The sequence below is a fragment of the Specibacter sp. NPDC078709 genome (assembly GCF_040686795.1).
GTDB lineage: Bacteria > Actinomycetota > Actinomycetes > Actinomycetales > Micrococcaceae > Specibacter.
In genome coordinates, this window is sequence record NZ_JBFBLU010000004.1 from 58,317 (window position 1) to 73,139 (window position 14,823).

Annotated in this window: 14 protein-coding genes; 7 read left to right on the top strand and 7 right to left on the bottom strand. The window is 61.1% G+C overall.

Annotated elements, in window-relative coordinates; genetic code table 11:
• Nucleotides 1–14 precede the first annotated feature (14 nt).
• Together AB0P14_RS08935 and AB0P14_RS08940 are read left to right on the top strand one after the other, a co-directional pair.
• The gene (locus AB0P14_RS08935) at nt 15–1,676 is read left to right on the top strand and encodes an amidohydrolase family protein (protein ID WP_363840627.1); all 1,662 of its coding nucleotides are present in this window, start codon (nt 15–17) and stop codon (nt 1,674–1,676) included.
• 467 nt (nt 1,677–2,143) lie between these two features.
• Nucleotides 2,144–2,875 (top strand): polyprenol monophosphomannose synthase, encoded by a 732-nt coding sequence (locus AB0P14_RS08940; RefSeq protein ID WP_363841420.1) that lies wholly within the window; start codon nt 2,144–2,146, stop codon nt 2,873–2,875.
• Between the two features lie 279 nt (nt 2,876–3,154).
• Here AB0P14_RS08940 and AB0P14_RS08945 read toward each other — a convergent pair whose 3' ends face one another.
• The 4 genes from AB0P14_RS08945 to AB0P14_RS08960 form a co-directional block, all read right to left on the bottom strand.
• Nucleotides 3,155–3,496 carry an RNA polymerase-binding protein RbpA gene (locus AB0P14_RS08945; protein ID WP_363840630.1) on the bottom strand — a complete coding sequence of 114 codons (342 nt, stop codon included), beginning with the start codon at nt 3,494–3,496 and terminating at the stop codon, nt 3,155–3,157.
• A gap of 174 nt (nt 3,497–3,670) precedes the next feature.
• Nucleotides 3,671–4,606, bottom strand: a complete 936-nt coding sequence (locus AB0P14_RS08950) for an SPFH domain-containing protein (RefSeq protein ID WP_363840632.1) — start codon at nt 4,604–4,606, stop codon at nt 3,671–3,673.
• Between the two features lie 85 nt (nt 4,607–4,691).
• Nucleotides 4,692–5,186 (bottom strand): NfeD family protein, encoded by a 495-nt coding sequence (locus AB0P14_RS08955; protein WP_363840635.1) that lies wholly within the window; start codon nt 5,184–5,186, stop codon nt 4,692–4,694.
• 63 nt (nt 5,187–5,249) lie between these two features.
• Complete coding sequence (locus tag AB0P14_RS08960) at nt 5,250–6,659, bottom strand: PLP-dependent aminotransferase family protein (RefSeq protein ID WP_363840638.1); 1,410 nt, start codon at nt 6,657–6,659, stop codon at nt 5,250–5,252.
• Nucleotides 6,660–6,719: 60 nt separating this feature from the next.
• Here AB0P14_RS08960 and AB0P14_RS08965 point away from each other — a divergent pair, with 60 nt between their 5' ends.
• Complete coding sequence (locus tag AB0P14_RS08965; RefSeq protein WP_363840641.1) at nt 6,720–7,385, top strand: hypothetical protein; 666 nt, start codon at nt 6,720–6,722, stop codon at nt 7,383–7,385.
• A gap of 10 nt (nt 7,386–7,395) precedes the next feature.
• Here AB0P14_RS08965 and AB0P14_RS08970 read toward each other — a convergent pair whose 3' ends face one another.
• Both AB0P14_RS08970 and AB0P14_RS08975 read right to left on the bottom strand, forming a co-directional pair.
• Nucleotides 7,396–8,301: a putative RNA methyltransferase gene (locus AB0P14_RS08970; RefSeq protein WP_363840644.1), complete on the bottom strand. Its 906-nt coding sequence runs from the start codon at nt 8,299–8,301 to the stop codon at nt 7,396–7,398.
• Between the two features lie 61 nt (nt 8,302–8,362).
• On the bottom strand, nt 8,363–9,004 hold the full coding sequence (locus AB0P14_RS08975; RefSeq protein ID WP_363840647.1) for a peptide deformylase: 642 nt from the start codon (nt 9,002–9,004) through the stop codon (nt 8,363–8,365).
• 333 nt (nt 9,005–9,337) lie between these two features.
• On the opposite strand from AB0P14_RS08975, the gene AB0P14_RS08980 reads away from it, so the two are divergent.
• Both AB0P14_RS08980 and AB0P14_RS08985 read left to right on the top strand, forming a co-directional pair.
• Entirely contained in the window at nt 9,338–9,664 is a 327-nt protein-coding gene (locus AB0P14_RS08980; RefSeq protein WP_363840650.1) for a PASTA domain-containing protein, read from the top strand.
• A gap of 90 nt (nt 9,665–9,754) precedes the next feature.
• On the top strand, nt 9,755–12,565 hold the full coding sequence (locus AB0P14_RS08985; protein WP_363840653.1) for an aconitate hydratase: 2,811 nt from the start codon (nt 9,755–9,757) through the stop codon (nt 12,563–12,565).
• A 253-nt stretch (nt 12,566–12,818) separates the two neighbouring features.
• Here the strand turns inward: AB0P14_RS08985 and AB0P14_RS08990 are convergent, their stop codons facing one another.
• A complete protein-coding gene (locus AB0P14_RS08990) occupies nt 12,819–13,169 on the bottom strand; it encodes a metalloregulator ArsR/SmtB family transcription factor (protein ID WP_363840656.1) in 351 nt (116 codons plus the stop codon).
• A 98-nt stretch (nt 13,170–13,267) separates the two neighbouring features.
• Between AB0P14_RS08990 and arsB the strand changes: the two genes are divergently transcribed.
• Entirely contained in the window at nt 13,268–14,347 is a 1,080-nt protein-coding gene (gene arsB / locus AB0P14_RS08995; RefSeq protein ID WP_363840659.1) for an ACR3 family arsenite efflux transporter, read from the top strand.
• Between the two features lie 53 nt (nt 14,348–14,400).
• Nucleotides 14,401–14,820 (top strand): arsenate reductase ArsC, encoded by a 420-nt coding sequence (locus AB0P14_RS09000; protein WP_363840662.1) that lies wholly within the window; start codon nt 14,401–14,403, stop codon nt 14,818–14,820.
• The last annotated feature ends 3 nt before the right edge of the window (nt 14,821–14,823 follow it).

Below are 14,823 nucleotides of genomic sequence, written 5' to 3' on the forward strand. Positions count from 1 at the left end.
AGGACCATAAAGCCATGTCTTTAACCCTGTACCGCAACGGTTCGGTATACAGCTCTGTAGACCCGCTGGCCACGGCCATGCTGGTAGATGGCGACGTGGTGGCTTGGGTGGGCTCCGAACACGCTGCCACTTCGCTGCTGGATTCGCGTATGCGGGAAGTGAACTTGGCAGGGGCTTTGGTAACACCGGGGTTCGTTGATTCACACACGCACATCACCGAGACCGGTTTGGCGATGAACTCAGTGGATCTTTCCGGGGCCGGTTCTGCCAGAGAGGTCCTGGAGTTGGTCGCCGCAGCATCGGCGTCCGCGACTGACGGAGCCGCGAATGCCGGAGTGCTGCTGGGTCATGGCTGGGATAACTCACTGTGGCAAGACACACGCTTGCCCAGTGCAGTCGAGCTGGATAACGCCACGGGCGGGGGAGAGGTTTATCTGGCCCGCGTAGATGTGCACTCCGGGCTCGTTTCCGCCACTCTAGCCCAGCGGTGCTCGCTGGCCGGCTTGGCTGGTTGGGACGGTGACGGCTTGGTCAGCGGCGCTGCCCATATTGCCGCACGTGATGCGGCCCGTAATCTCACGCCAGAGCGTCGTGAGTCCGTTCAGCGTAATGCGCTTCGGCACGCGGCCGCGAACGGTTATGTGGCCTTGGCCGAGATGGCTGCCCCTCATGTGGGTTCACCCGCAGACCTGGCAGCTCTCGTGGCGCTGGGTGCCAGCGACGCCACCGAGGCGCTTCCTGAAGTGCTGCCTTACTGGGGGCAGTTGGTTTCCAGCGCCGATGAGGCCCGTGCAGTGATGGCAAGTCTCGGCGTCGCTGTTTTAGGCCTTGCTGGCGACATCAACATTGATGGCTCCCTGGGCTCACGCTCGGCCTTGCTGCGCCAACCCTACGCCGACGCCCCTGAAAACTACGGCACAGCCCACCTCACGGTAGAGCAGGTGGCCGACCACTTTGCTGCCACCTCAGAGCTGGGGCTGACCGGGGGCTTCCATGTGATTGGCGACGGAGCCATGGAGATCGCCGTGCAAGGCCTCGAGCGTGCTGCCCAGCGGGTAGGCGTCGATCAGATCAGAGCCGCCGGGCACCGTCTCGAACATGCAGAAATGGTCGACGCCGCAGCCATGGACGCCCTTGCGAAGTACTCCGTGACGGTTTCTGTTCAGCCTGCCTTCGATGCACAGTGGGGAGGTGCTGAGGGTATGTATGCGCGCCGCTTGGGAGCTGAGCGCGCCAGCGATCTGAATCCCTTGGGTCGGTTCTATGCGGCCGGTGTTCCGCTCTGCTTTGGCTCAGATACTCCGGTGACGCCCCTGAACCCTTGGGCCAGCGTTAGGGCTGCACTGAACCACCACAACCCCGCTGCGAGGGTCTCAGCACGGGCTGCCTTTATTGGGCACACCCGCGCTGGCTGGCGAGCAGCAAAGACCGAGAACCCGTTCATGGGCCAGCTGGGCCCGGGTGCGCCGGCAAGCTTCGCCATTTGGGATGTGGAGCAGCTCATGGTCCAGGTGGCCGATGAGCGCGTGCAGTCGTGGTCCACGGATCCGCGGGCGCGTACTCCGTTGCTTCCAGCCCTGGACACTGGCAGTGACCCGCGTTGTCTCCAGACGGTCCACCAAGGACGGGAACTGTATGCTGCCGCTGACTTCGATGTGGCGGATCCCACGCCTTAAGCTCTGTTCTTGTTGTGCGTCTTGTTGAGCGCTCATCCGCGCTGGCAGGGTTGTAAGGATGCTGCCTAACAGGAAAAAGATTGTCCTCGCCTTCACTGTTCTGACCTGCACTGATAGGCATCAGCGCAGGTCAGGGCCATGTTGACAGTCCTGCCGGAGGCAATTAGTTTTAGGGGAGTGGAGAACCTCCTCTGGGAGGCTTCCGGTCGGTATGGATGTCTTACACCTCCGCCGACACTTTGGAGATAAGCTCACGCGCCAGTAGAAAACAGAGCTGTTCTGCGCCTTTGCGCAGATCGGCTTTGGTCCGAAGGCGTGTGGGCTTATCTTTTGCTCCGCGCCCTCGCCTATAATGGATTCTTGGCGCTATCTGCCGGGTCACTGTGAGGAGAATTCCAGTGCCGGCCCGGGCGGAAGTGTTGGTAGCGTCCTCCACCTTGACTATCTTTACGGAAAGGCACCAATTGTTGCGTGTCCTGACGATCATTCCCACATACAACGAGATCGAGTCGTTGCCCAAGACGCTGGCCCGTCTGCGGGCTGCTGTGCCGCATTCGGACGTGCTGGTTGCTGACGATAACAGCCCCGATGGCACTGGCCAGTGGGCCGATGAGTTCGCAGCCAACGACTCCCAGGTTCATGTCCTCCACCGCGCCGGTAAAGAAGGGCTCGGTGCCGCTTATCTGGCTGGCTTCACGTGGGGCCTGGCCGAAGGGTATGACGTGCTCGTGGAGATGGACGCCGACGGCTCCCACCAGCCCGAGCAGCTGCCGTTGTTGTTGGATGCCATTGATCAAGGCGCAGACTTGGTGCTGGGTTCACGTTGGGTTCCCGGCGGCAAAGTAGTCAACTGGCCGCTGCACCGCAAACTGATCTCCACCTGTGGCAGCCTCTACTCAAGGGTCATCTTGGGGATCTCCATCCGCGACGTCACCGGTGGCTATCGGGCTTTCCGCCGCACCACCCTTGAGGCGTTGGACTTCAGCGCGGTTGAATCTGTGGGCTACGGCTTCCAGGTCGACATGTTGTGGCGCGTCTGCCAAAAGGGCATGAAAGTGGTGGAAGTTCCCATCACGTTCGTGGAACGCGAATTCGGCGCCTCCAAGATGAGCGGCAACATTGTTCAAGAAGCCATGGTCAATGTCACCAAGTGGGGCTTGAGCGCCCGTTGGAACAAGCTGACCGGCCGCAACAAGTAACGCCAATCTTCTAAACACTATGCTTCTGCCGCGTACCTCAGAACACAGTACTTAAGCCGTTCCTGGCCGGTGACGTGGGTAGCTGTACGGGCAAGCCGCAGCAGAAGTTGGTGCAGAGACCTGCTCGAGCCCATGAGCCCGAAGCCATTAATCAAAGAAGCCATTAATCAAAGAACGCCCCTGGGAATCTTCCCAAGGGCGTTCTTTGCAGTTCGGTGCATGAGCCAAACCGTATGAGCTAAACCGTATGGTCTAAAGCTCATGCCTGAACTGTTTCGCTTAGACTTTTTCGCCGCGCTTTTCGCGCAGGACGGTCAGTCGGTCGGCCAAGATCACTTCCAGCTCGGGAAGGCTGCGGCGTTCCAGCAGCATGTCCCAGTGGGTGCGGACAGGCTTGTCGTTGGAGGTATCGGGGGCCTCGCCGTTGACCAGCAGGGCTTCCTTGCCGGTTTTGGACATCCACGTGGCCGGGATTTCAGCCTCGGATGAGAATGTGACGAACACCTGCTCGCCATCGGCGCAGCGGTACTCCACACGCTGGCGGGGAGCCGGCTCCACACCTGATTCAGTTTCCATGCTTTGTGCGCCCAGACGCATGCCACGCAAGCTGCGATCGCTCATGACTTCTCCCTCAAATTGATTACTGTTGTTTCAACGCGCCACATCCGCCAGTTGTTCCTGCCCTGACATCTGTGATGCTAAAACTCCGGCCGGGCAAACGCCACGCGGCCAATCACCCATTATACGTGATTGGCCGCGTGGACTATGCAGTTGGTGGTGTTGGCAGGTGCCGGGTTATTGCCCGGCGCCTGCGAGAGGATCGTGCGTCTCGTCCGAGTCAGGTGAACTGGTCCCCAAAACGTTGCCGATTCCCTTCAATGCCTCGCCCACTTCACTGGGGATGATCCACAGCTTGTTGGAGGTTCCGGAAGCGATCTTGGGCAGTGTCTGCAGGTACTGGTAGGCCAGCAGTTTCTGCGTCGGGTTGCCCTTGTGGATAGCTGAGAAGACCTTCTGGATGGCCTGAGATTCACCATCGGCACGCAAGATGGCCGCTTTAGCGTCACCCTCCGCCTTCAAGATAGAGGACTGGCGTTCACCTTCAGCAGTCAAAATAGCTGACTGCTTGGTGCCTTCCGCGGTCAGAATAGCTGCACGGCGGTCACGCTCTGCGCGCATCTGCTTCTCCATCGAGTCCTGGATAGACAGGGGCGGATCAATGGCCTTGAGCTCAACACGACTAACGCGGATTCCCCAGCGGCCGGTGGCCTCATCGAGCACGCCACGGAGCTGACCGTTGATCTGGTCACGTGAGGTCAGCGCCTCTTCCAAGTTCAAGCCACCCACAACGTTACGCAAGGTGGTGGTGGTCAGCTGCTCAACAGCTTGGATGTAGTTGGCGATCTCGTACGTTGCCGCACGGGGATCGGTGACCTGGAAGTAGACCACGGTGTCAATGGAGACCACCAGGTTGTCTTCGGTAATAACCGGCTGCGGCGGGAACGATACAACTTGCTCACGCAGATCCAGCAGCGGCAACAGACGATCCACAAACGGGATCAAAATGGTCAGGCCAGGATTGAGTGTGCGCTGGTACTTACCCAGACGCTCCACCACACCGGCGCGAGCCTGCGGAATGATGCGCACCGAGCGCACCAGGACAATGACGACAAATATCAGTAGGACAAGAATTACAAACAGCCACACTATTGCGCCGGCTCCGTCTCCCATCAAATCCCCTCTTTTCTATGTTAAGAATCGTGTATCTGCGCATGGGTACACCGCGCAGCCGCGGTGTACCCAGCGCATGAAGTGCTTAGGCTGTTGTTGCTGGTGTCCCGGGTGTTCCACTGGCCTTGTGCGTGGACGGGTGTTTGATGATGGCTGTTGCCCCGTCAATGGCGGCAACTTCAACCGTGGCGCCCACAGGAATATCGCCACCCCCGGAAATCCTGGCAGTCCAGATGTCTCCACCAATTTTGACCAGTCCGCCGCCGGTACCAACTGTTTCCAGGACTACCGCAGAGTGACCAATGAGGCGCTCTACGTTGGAGAGTTGATCGGCGGGGCCACGATGCAGGTGGCTCATGGCCAGCGGCCTAATGAGAACTGTTGTGGCCAGGGCAACGACGCAGAAGATGACAATCTGCAACCAGAGCTCAGCGCCAAACAGGAATGCCACAAGTGCGGCGAGTGCTCCTACGGACATCAAGATGAAATACAGATTCAACGTCAGCATTTCAGCGACAGCCAGAAGCAGGAAAACCGTCAGCCAGATGATCCAGCCGAAGTCATTGATCCATTCGAGCATTGAGTCCCCCTTAGGACTTATTTCGTATCTATGACCCTACTACGTTGAGCTGAAAACTTCCGGCTAAATTACTGCTTGAAGGGGCATTCTTGGCGGTTCCGAACCAACCTGTCCAGACAGCGAGCTCAGGATCTGCACACCGTCACGTAATTGCTCGTTGCTATAGCAAAAGGGCAGCCGCAAATGCCGCTCAAAGGCACCGTCAATGCCGAACCGGGGTCCGGGCACCAGACCCAGCCCTTGCGCACGGGCGGTGAGAGCCAGCGCGGAGCTGGACATGGTTTCGGTGTTGATCCACAAAGACAGGCCGCCTTCAGGGACGTCCACCTGCCATTGCGGCATGTACTCACGGAGCAATTGCACCAGCGTGTCGCGGCCGCGCCGCAAGTCTAGGCTGCGACTTGCAGCCATGGACGGCAGATCGTTCATGAGGGCAAGGGCTGCCAGCTGTTCCATCAGCGGGGTGCCAAGATCGACGGCGGGACGGTTGCGTAGGAGTCGAGCCTGCATTTCCCGAGAGCTTCTGATCCAACCGATCCGCAGCCCGCCCCACGCGATCTTTCCCAAGGACCCCAACGTGATGATGTTGGGGGAGAAGGATGCCATGGGTGGAAGTGGACCACGGTTGATGTCCAGCAGAGCCGTGGTTTCATCCACTACCAAGACCGTTCCTTCCCTGTCAGCTGCTGCGGCCAAATATTCGCGGTCGGCCACTGACATGCTCAACCCGGTGGGGTTGTGGAAGTCCGGCATCAGGTAGGCCATGCTGGGGGCGGCGCGGCGAATTTGCAAGAGTGCTTGCTGCAAATCCCAGCCAGTTTCCTGTCGTACCGGAAATGCCAGAATGCGAGCGCCCAAGGAGGTGAAGGTGTCTAGGGCGTGGGGGTAGGTGGGCTGTTCAACGAGGATGCGTTCTCCGGGGGAGTACAGGGTCTTCGCCACGAGATTCAATGCATGTTGAGCGCCTACTGTGACCATGATTTGATCTGCGCTGGTGGGCAGTCCTCGATCGCTAAAGCTTTGCGCGATGGCTTCGCGCAGATCCGGCAGGCCCACCATGTCAAAGCCGTCGTGGGAGAGGTAGCAGGGCAGTTCGCTCAGTGCCGTGGCGTAGGCGGATTGGAGGCCGGGATAGGCGGGTGTTGTGGCCTTCGTGAAGTCCAAGGCGATGCCGGGGTGCAGGCTGTGTTCGCCGCGTTCGCGGCCGGGCAAGCGCAGGGTGCTGCCAGATCCACGGACACTGTCCACAAAGCCGTCCTCGCGCAGCTTTGAGTATGCGGCCGCGACGGTGGTTCGGCTTAGGTCTAGGGCCTGGCTCAGTTCGCGTTCGGCAGGGAGCTTGGCGCCACTGGAGAGCCGCCCATCCATCAAAAGGACCCTGATGCGTTCGGCGAGGGACCGGTAGGCGGGGGCATTACTGCGCCATTCACCGAGTTCGCGCGCCAGCCTGCGTCCAGTGACAAAAGTGTTCATAGGGCCACATTAGTTGAATTGGATCTATGTTGTAAGGCCACTTTCACTAATGATGGACTCATGCGCCAGTTCTTCACGTCTGTGATCACCACCCAAAACCTCTCCGTGCGGTTCGTTCGACTCTTCGTAGGGCTCGTCCTGTACGGCATTGCCATCGCGTTGATGATCAGAGGAAACATTGGCGCCTCACCATGGGACGTCTTCGCCCAGGGACTGTCTCGCACAGTGGGTATTTCCTTTGGGCTGTGCACCATCATTATCAGCGCTGTGGTGCTGCTGTTCTGGATACCGCTGAGGCAGCGTCCGGGAATAGGCACCATCGCCAACGCCATCCTGGTGGGCGTCTTTGCTGATGTGGGGCTAGCCCTGATTCCGCAGGCCGACCACCTCGCCCTGCAGACCTTGTCCTTTGCCGCAGGTTTGTTCATGCTCGCTTTCGCAACAGCGCTGTACATTGGTGCTGGTCTGGGTCCGGGGCCACGTGACGGTCTGATGACCGGGCTGGTGCGCGTCACCGGTCGCCCTGTGTGGCTCATCCGCACCGGTATCGAGCTGACAGTTGTGGTGGTTGGCTTCCTGCTAGGTGGCGTAGTGGGTGCCGGCACCGCTGCCTTCGCCTTGGGTGTGGGCCCGTTGACTCAGGTGACGCTGCGCTGGCTGCGAGTGGACCTGCACGCTAAGAGCCAGCGCGCCGTCAAGGTAGAGCTGCCAGAGCCTCACCGTTAGAGCCGGAACTCTAGTGCTGGCGGGCCGTGAAGGTAGAAATCCGGAACGCAGCCGTTGCTTCAGTGGTAACAGGTAGCTGAGCCAGACGCTCGCCGAGCTCAACTTCGTCCAGGTGATGACCAGCCGGTCCCATGAGGGCAACGTTGCCAATGTCTGCTGGCCCAAGACGCAGAGGTACCAGTAGCTCGCGACTACCCGCCGGTGTGAAGTGGTCCTCAAGGGAATGCTTCAGCGCAGCTTCCTTGTCCTCTTGAATGCCCAGCAGGCCGGCCTCTTGGGCAATCTCGGCCAGGTGGCTCGCCAGCGGGGTGACCACGATGAGGGTGCCGCCCGGTTTGAGGATGCGCGCAAATTCGCTGGCGTTGCGCGGCGCAAAGACCACAAGTACGACGTCGGCCGTGCCGGCTCCCAGCGGTAGCTCACGCCACAGGTCCCACACAATGTTCAAGGCGGCCGGGTTGCGCCGGGCCGCCCGGCGTAGCGCGAACTTGGAGATGTCCATACCCACGGCAGTCACCGCAGGCGCCATCCCAGGATCCTGGGTCTCCCCGTGGCCCTCATTACATCCGGCCAGTACATGCTGGAGGTAGTAGCCGGTGCCGGTGCCGGCGTCGACAATCAGGGGAACGGCATTTAGGCCTGCGCCAGCTATGAGTTCCTTAACCTTCTCTGCGAGCGCTAAGGCAAGCGGTTCATAGTGCCCGGCGTCAAGGAAGGAATCGCGGGCGGAGACCATTGCTGCTGTATCGGGGACAAATTTGGTCCCGTGACCTGTCAGTAAGTTCAGATATCCCTGCCGGGCAATGTCAAAGCTGTGACCGGCAGTGCATGCCAGAGACGCAGCGCCAGCGGCCGGGGTGGAGAACTCCGATCCGCAATGAGGGCACAACAGGGCATTGACAGCAGAGATTTCCATGCAATCATCTTAGGCGCTCGCAGGCAGAGCAGTTGAGGCTGGACAGCTGCGGGTCACCAACTCAGAAGCGAAGGCCCGCCTTCGCGGCGACAATGTCGGGATTAGCCCAGTGCTCGCTGTACTGTGCGTTACTGGCCAGTGAACGCGTGTGGGCCTTGTCTATATAGAGGGTGCCGAACAAGTGGTCGGCCTCGTGCTGGACAATGCGTGCCTGCCACCCCGAGAACTGGCGGGTGCGCGCGGTGCCGTGTTCGTCGTCGTACCTCAAGGCAACGGCGGCGGGCCGGTCAACAACCGCCTGCCAGCCTGACATGGACAGGCAGCCCTCATAATGCGAGGCCAGCTTCGGGCCCAGTGGCTCGTAGTGCGGGTTGATGATCGTGAAGTGTTCCAAAGGTTCGCGATCGCGGGCAGCGGCGTTCTCAGGAGAAACTTCGAACATATCTTCGAGCACGGCGAGTTGCAGTGGAATGCCGATTTGCGGGGCGGCCAGTCCCACGCCCGGCGCTGCGTGCATGGTGGCCGTCATGATCTCGATAAGCTGGGCCAGTTCCGTCGCAGTGAGTTGGCCGGTGAAGGGTAGGGCCCGGGCGCGTAGTACGGGGTGGCCGGCCTGCACTATGGCGGGCAGTTCATCGGCGGCCAGGATGGCGGCAACGGTGGCGCGCAGGTAGGAGTCATCGATGGTCAGTGGCTCAGACATTGCCGCCCCCGACAACCCCGGCTACCCTACCTACCCCGGCTGCATCGAATTCATTGCTCTCTAACAAGGTGAAACCCTGCATATCCGTACCGTGCACTGTCATGCCGCGCGCTCCTGGGTCTGATGATTGTCTCTGCTGATGTCTCTGCCAATGAGGAGGCCCTGTGTCGATCCCCGTTCCTATTGTGCCAAGCAATGAGTGATGCGCGTGCCTTTAGGGTGCGCGGCCCATGACTCGCCGCAGGGCCCTACCCAACCCACCGGGGCTATTCTGGGGGAAGCTAAGGACCGGGTTCACCGTGCTCGCTGTTATGACCGATGGGAGATGCGCAGATGGTTCAACGCAGAACGGTGGCTGTTCCTGATCTCGTGGGTCAGCCTGTGCATATTGCAGAAGAGATGGCGGCGAACCTTGGGCTGCTTCTCTCCAGCGGTGATCCTGACGGGCAGGGGCTCCATTCGCGCACATGGCCCGGGCTGTTCTGGGTGACCGCCCAAGACCCTTCGGTGGGGTCGTTCCTCGAGTGGGGCAGCGACATCCGGATCACTTTCATGAAGGACGGTCAAGCCCGCAGTGACGTGCCCGCGCAGCCGAGTGGGCCTGCGCCCACGCTGAAGAACCACGCAGACGATGCTGCAGATCCCGACAGGGACTCGTGAGAGCGGCTAAGGAGACTCGCTGCACTCTTGCCTTCTGCGCTATTCGGGGCCATGGTGGCATAAAGGGTTGGTTCGACTAAGGGGATAGACATGTCTTCGAATAGTTTCGATGCGCGCAGTGAGCTCGTGGTTGACGGCGAGCGCTATGAGATTTACCGGCTTGATGCCGTGCCGGGGTCGGAACGGCTGCCGTACAGCCTGAAGATCCTGCTGGAGAACCTGCTCCGCAATGAGGATGGGCGCCTGGTCACCGCGGATCAGGTGCGTGCCGTGGGGGAGTGGGACCCTGCAGCTGAGGCCAGCAAGGAGATCCAGTACACCCCGGCGCGCGTGTTGATGCAGGACTTCACCGGTGTCCCCTGCGTGGTTGATCTGGTGGCCATGCGCGACGCCATGGCTGATTTGGGCGGGGATCCCACCAAGATTAACCCGCTCATTCCCGGGGAGCTGGTCATTGACCACTCCGTCATTGCCGATGTTTTCAACCGGCCCGACGCTGTGACCCGCAACTCCGAGTTTGAATTCCACCGCAACAAGGAACGGTATGAGCTGCTGCGCTGGGCCCAGCAATCGTTCGCCGACTTCCTGGTGGTTCCGCCAGACACCGGCATCTGCCACCAGGTCAACCTTGAGTACCTCTCCCGGGTGGTCTTCACAAGAACGGTCGACGGCGTGGCGCAGGCTTATCCCGACACTCTCGTGGGCACTGACTCGCACACACCCATGGTGAATGGCTTGGGCGTGTTGGGCTGGGGTGTGGGTGGCATTGAGGCTGAGGCTGCCATGTTGGGCCAGCCGATGAGCATGCTGGTCCCACAGGTGGTGGGCTTCAAGCTCACCGGTGAGCTGCCAGAGGGCACCACCGCCACCGACCTGGTCCTGACCGTCGCCGAACTGCTGCGCAAGACGCGGGTGGTGGGGAAGTTCGTGGACTTCTTCGGCCCCGGCGTTGCCAATGTGCCGTTGGCCAACCGTGCCACCCTGGGCAATATGAGCCCCGAGTACGGCTCAACCTGCGCCATCTTCCCGATCGACCAGGAAACCCTGGGCTACATGCGCCTCACCGGCCGCTCCGAACACCAGATCGCACTGGTGGAGGCCTACGCCAAGGAGCAGGGGATCTGGCACGACCCCAACCACACCCCGGACTACTCCCAGATCGTGGAACTAGATCTCTCCACGGTGGAGACCTCCATCGCCGGGCCCAAGCGCCCGCAGGATAGGATCCCGCTGCGCAGCGCCACCCGTGCGGTCCGAGGACTGCTCGCAGGGGAGAGCCAGGATGTTGCCGTCATGGCCGGCGGGCTCGACGATGCCGGGGATGAGTCCTTCCCGGCGAGTGACCCCGTGGCCATCAGCTCCCGAATCCCGCGCGACGAGCCACCGCACGTCTACGCGGACAGCGGTGATGAAGACGCAGGTGACGGGCTCGACTGGCCCAGCGACCCGGCGTCGTTCATCCTTGACGGGGCACAGATGAGCCTGGACCACGGCGACATAGTCATCGCCGCCATCACCTCCTGCACCAACACCTCCAACCCGTCGGTCATGATCGGAGCAGGGCTGCTGGCGAAGAAGGCTGTGGAGCTGGGCCTGGACCGCAAGCCCTGGGTCAAGACCACACTGGCCCCGGGCTCACGCGTCGTCACCGACTACCTCGACCGGGCCGGGCTCAGCCCATATTTGGACAAGATCGGCTTCAGCCTGGTGGGTTACGGCTGCACCACCTGCATCGGCAACTCCGGCCCGCTCATCCCCGAGGTCAGCGCCGCCGTCAATGGCAATGACCTGAACGTCTCCGCCGTGCTCTCCGGCAACCGCAACTTCGAGGGCCGCATCCACCCCGAAGTCAAGATGAACTTCCTCGCCTCCCCGCCCCTGGTCATCGCGTACGCGCTCGCAGGCAGCATGCACGTGGATCTGCTCCGGGACCCCTTGGGCACCTCCGCCGCCGGGGAACCGGTGTTTCTGAAGGACCTTTGGCCCACGACGGCGGAGATCAAGGAAGTGGTTGACGCCAGCCTCGAGGCGCACATGTTCACGGACGGCTACGCGGATGTCTACCACGGCGATGAGAACTGGCGTGGCATGGAGGTGCCCGAGGGCGACATGTTCGCCTGGTCCGACGACTCCACGTATGTGCGCAAGCCACCCTACTTTGACGGCATGGAGCGCGAACCGGCGCCCGTCACCGACATTGAGGGTGCCCGCGTGCTGGCGCTGCTGGGAGATTCGGTCACCACCGACCACATCTCCCCGGCCGGCAATATCCGTGCGTCGTCTCCGGCAGGTGAATATCTGCTGGAGAACGGCGTGGCCCGGGCCGACTTCAACTCCTACGGCTCCCGCCGTGGAAACCACAACGTGATGATCCGCGGCACCTTCGCCAACATCCGGCTGCGCAACCAGCTGGTGCCAGGCGTGGAGGGCGGCTTTACCAAGCGCTCTGCCGAGGGGGAGGTGGAGACGATCTTCGACGCCTCCACCGCGTACCTGGCTGCGGGCACGCCGCTGGTGGTCATCGCCGGCACCGACTACGGCTCGGGCTCTTCCCGCGACTGGGCGGCCAAGGGCACCATGCTGCTGGGCGTCAGGGCGGTGCTGGCCACCTCGTTTGAGCGCATCCACCGCTCCAACCTGATTGGCATGGGCGTGCTGCCGCTGCAGTTCAAGGACGGCGAATCTGCCACATCGCTGGGGTTGACGGGCTTTGAAACGTACTCCATCGTGGGCCTTGCCGGGGCGAACCCGCTCCCGCGCGAGGTGATTGTCAGGGTTGAATCCGGGGGAGCCACCCGAGAAATCGCGACCACCCTGCGCATCGACACTCCCGCCGAGGAAGCGTATTACGTTCACGGGGGCATCCTGCAGTACGTGTTGCGTCAGCTTCTGGATGCTTAGGCTCGTGGGTCGAGCGTGAGGTGATGCTCGGATTCGTCCGTTCGCTCACGGGCCCGTACGCCTGCAGCCCGCATCACGGCACAGGGCCATCATATTTCCCGATTGGGGAACGAAACGCTCAGCATGGCGGGACACCAATATTGAGATCACCGGCGACATGGAGCTCGCCGCACGGTATCCCGGTAGCGTCAACATCTCGATAGCGTCAACGCATCTAAGACCGGGCCCTCTGGAGCTGAACCCGGGTGAGCGGTTACAGTCCGGTGATAAGCGCGGCAGCCCGCTCGAGTGCGCCTGGAACCAGAGAGTAGTAGGCCCATGTGCCGCGCTTTTCCCGCTCCAAAAGGCCTGCATCCACCAGAATTTTCAAGTGGTGCGAGACGGTGGGTTGGCCCAAGTCCAGCGGTTCGGTGAGGTCACATACGCAGGCTTCGCCGCCGTCGCCCGCTTTGACAATGGAGAGCAGCCGCAGGCGATTTGGATCAGAGAGAGCCTTGAGGATCCGGGCAGATTCCTGCGCCGCCGCAGAGGACAGCGCGGGTTGGCCGCCGGGCTCGCAACAGAGCTGAGCAGTATCTGTCTTCAGCGTTAATGCAGTGGTCATGCACCCATTATGCCCTTAGATTGACATTTATCGATATAGCGGTCGATACTTTCTATATCGACAACCGTCAATCTAATGCAGAATCGGCAAGGACCCTTGTGAGTACCCAGATCAGGACACCACCCATCGCTGGCGAGGCTGTCGTGGTCGCTAAGCTCTCCACCTTGGACCGGTTCCTGCCGGTGTGGATTATCGCTGCCATGGCCATTGGTCTGTTGCTGGGCAAGTTTGTTCCGGGCCTGAACACTGCCTTGGACGCAGTGAAGATTGGCAGTGTCTCGCTGCCTATTGCCATTGGTCTGTTGGTCATGATGTACCCGGTGCTGGCGAAGGTTCGCTACAACGAAACCGGCAAAGTGCTGGCGGACCGGACGTTGCTGATCACCTCGTTGATCATCAACTGGGTAGCGGCTCCGGCATTCATGTTTGCCCTGGCCTGGATCTTTGTTCCGGATCTGCCCGAGTACCGCACGGGGCTGATCATTGTTGGTCTGGCACGCTGTATTGCCATGGTCATGATCTGGAATGACTTGGCCTGCGGCGACCGCGAGGCAGCCACGGTGCTGGTGCTGATCAACTCCGTGTTTCAGGTCTTCGCTTTCGGCGCACTGGGCTGGTTCTATCTTCAGGTGCTGCCCGGCTTGTTGGGACTTCCGACGACGTCTGCTGACTTCTCCTTTTGGGTCATCACCGCCTCGGTGCTGATTTTCCTCGGCATACCGTTGTTGGCGGGTTACCTGACCCGCACCCTTGGCGAAAAGGCCAAGGGTCGTGACTGGTACGAAGGAAAATTCCTGCCCAAGCTTGGGCCTTGGGCCCTCTACGGGCTCCTGTTCACGATCGTGCTGCTGTTCGCACTCCAAGGCGATTCCATCACCTCCAATCCGCTGGACGTAGCCCGAATCGCGTTACCGCTGCTGGTCTACTTCATCGTCGTCTTCGGAGTCAGCATGGTGATTGGCAGAGCCCTCAACCTCGGCTACGCGAAAACCACCACGCTGGCGTTCACTGCCTCCGGAAATAACTTCGAGCTCGCCATAGCTGTGGCGATCGGGACCTTTGGCGTCACCAGTGGCCAAGCTCTGGCGGGTGTTGTCGGCCCACTGATTGAAGTCCCCGTGCTGGTCGCTTTGGTCTATGTGGCCCTGTGGGCACGCAAACGATTCTTCACCCACTAACCGCGATCTGTTTGCCCCGCCATCCCTACATTTACTTCAAGGAGCGTCGATCCATGAGCATCACCGAAACCACTAAGAAGCCCTCCGTTCTGTTCGTCTGCGTGCACAACGCCGGACGCTCCCAGATGGCCGCCGCCTATCTCACCTCCCTCTCCGACGGGGCCATAGAGGTCCGCTCCGATGGATCCGCACCAGCTGATTCGGTCAACCCCGCAGCCGTGGCCGCGATGGCAGAGGAGGGCATCGACATGTCCACTGAGATCCCCAAGGTCCTCACCACGGACGCTGTCCGGGAGTCCGACGTCGTGATCACCATGGGTTGCGGCGATAGCTGCCCGATCTTCCCGGGAAAGCGCTACGAAGACTGGGAACTTGAGGACCCAGCCGGGCAAGGTGTTGACTCTGTCCGTCCCATCCGCGATGACATCAAGGCCCGCATCCAGACCCTCATCGCCGAGCTTCTGGCCAGCTAACCC

Excerpts from the sequence above, each read along its gene's own strand:
- AB0P14_RS08955 (WP_363840635.1), bottom strand. The coding sequence starts at position 5,186 with ATGCTCGAATGGATCAATGACTTCGGCTGGATCATCTGGCTGACGGTT.
- AB0P14_RS08935 (WP_363840627.1), top strand. The coding sequence starts at position 15 with ATGTCTTTAACCCTGTACCGCAACGGTTCGGTATACAGCTCTGTAGAC.
- AB0P14_RS08980 (WP_363840650.1), top strand. The coding sequence starts at position 9,338 with ATGGTTCAACGCAGAACGGTGGCTGTTCCTGATCTCGTGGGTCAGCCT.
- AB0P14_RS08960 (WP_363840638.1), bottom strand. The coding sequence starts at position 6,659 with ATGAACACTTTTGTCACTGGACGCAGGCTGGCGCGCGAACTCGGTGAA.
- AB0P14_RS08970 (WP_363840644.1), bottom strand. The coding sequence starts at position 8,301 with ATGGAAATCTCTGCTGTCAATGCCCTGTTGTGCCCTCATTGCGGATCG.
- AB0P14_RS08975 (WP_363840647.1), bottom strand. The coding sequence starts at position 9,004 with ATGTCTGAGCCACTGACCATCGATGACTCCTACCTGCGCGCCACCGTT.
- AB0P14_RS08945 (WP_363840630.1), bottom strand. The coding sequence starts at position 3,496 with ATGAGCGATCGCAGCTTGCGTGGCATGCGTCTGGGCGCACAAAGCATG.
- AB0P14_RS09000 (WP_363840662.1), top strand. The coding sequence starts at position 14,401 with ATGAGCATCACCGAAACCACTAAGAAGCCCTCCGTTCTGTTCGTCTGC.
- AB0P14_RS08950 (WP_363840632.1), bottom strand. The coding sequence starts at position 4,606 with ATGGGAGACGGAGCCGGCGCAATAGTGTGGCTGTTTGTAATTCTTGTC.
- AB0P14_RS08965 (WP_363840641.1), top strand. The coding sequence starts at position 6,720 with ATGCGCCAGTTCTTCACGTCTGTGATCACCACCCAAAACCTCTCCGTG.
- AB0P14_RS08985 (WP_363840653.1), top strand. The coding sequence starts at position 9,755 with ATGTCTTCGAATAGTTTCGATGCGCGCAGTGAGCTCGTGGTTGACGGC.
- AB0P14_RS08990 (WP_363840656.1), bottom strand. The coding sequence starts at position 13,169 with ATGACCACTGCATTAACGCTGAAGACAGATACTGCTCAGCTCTGTTGC.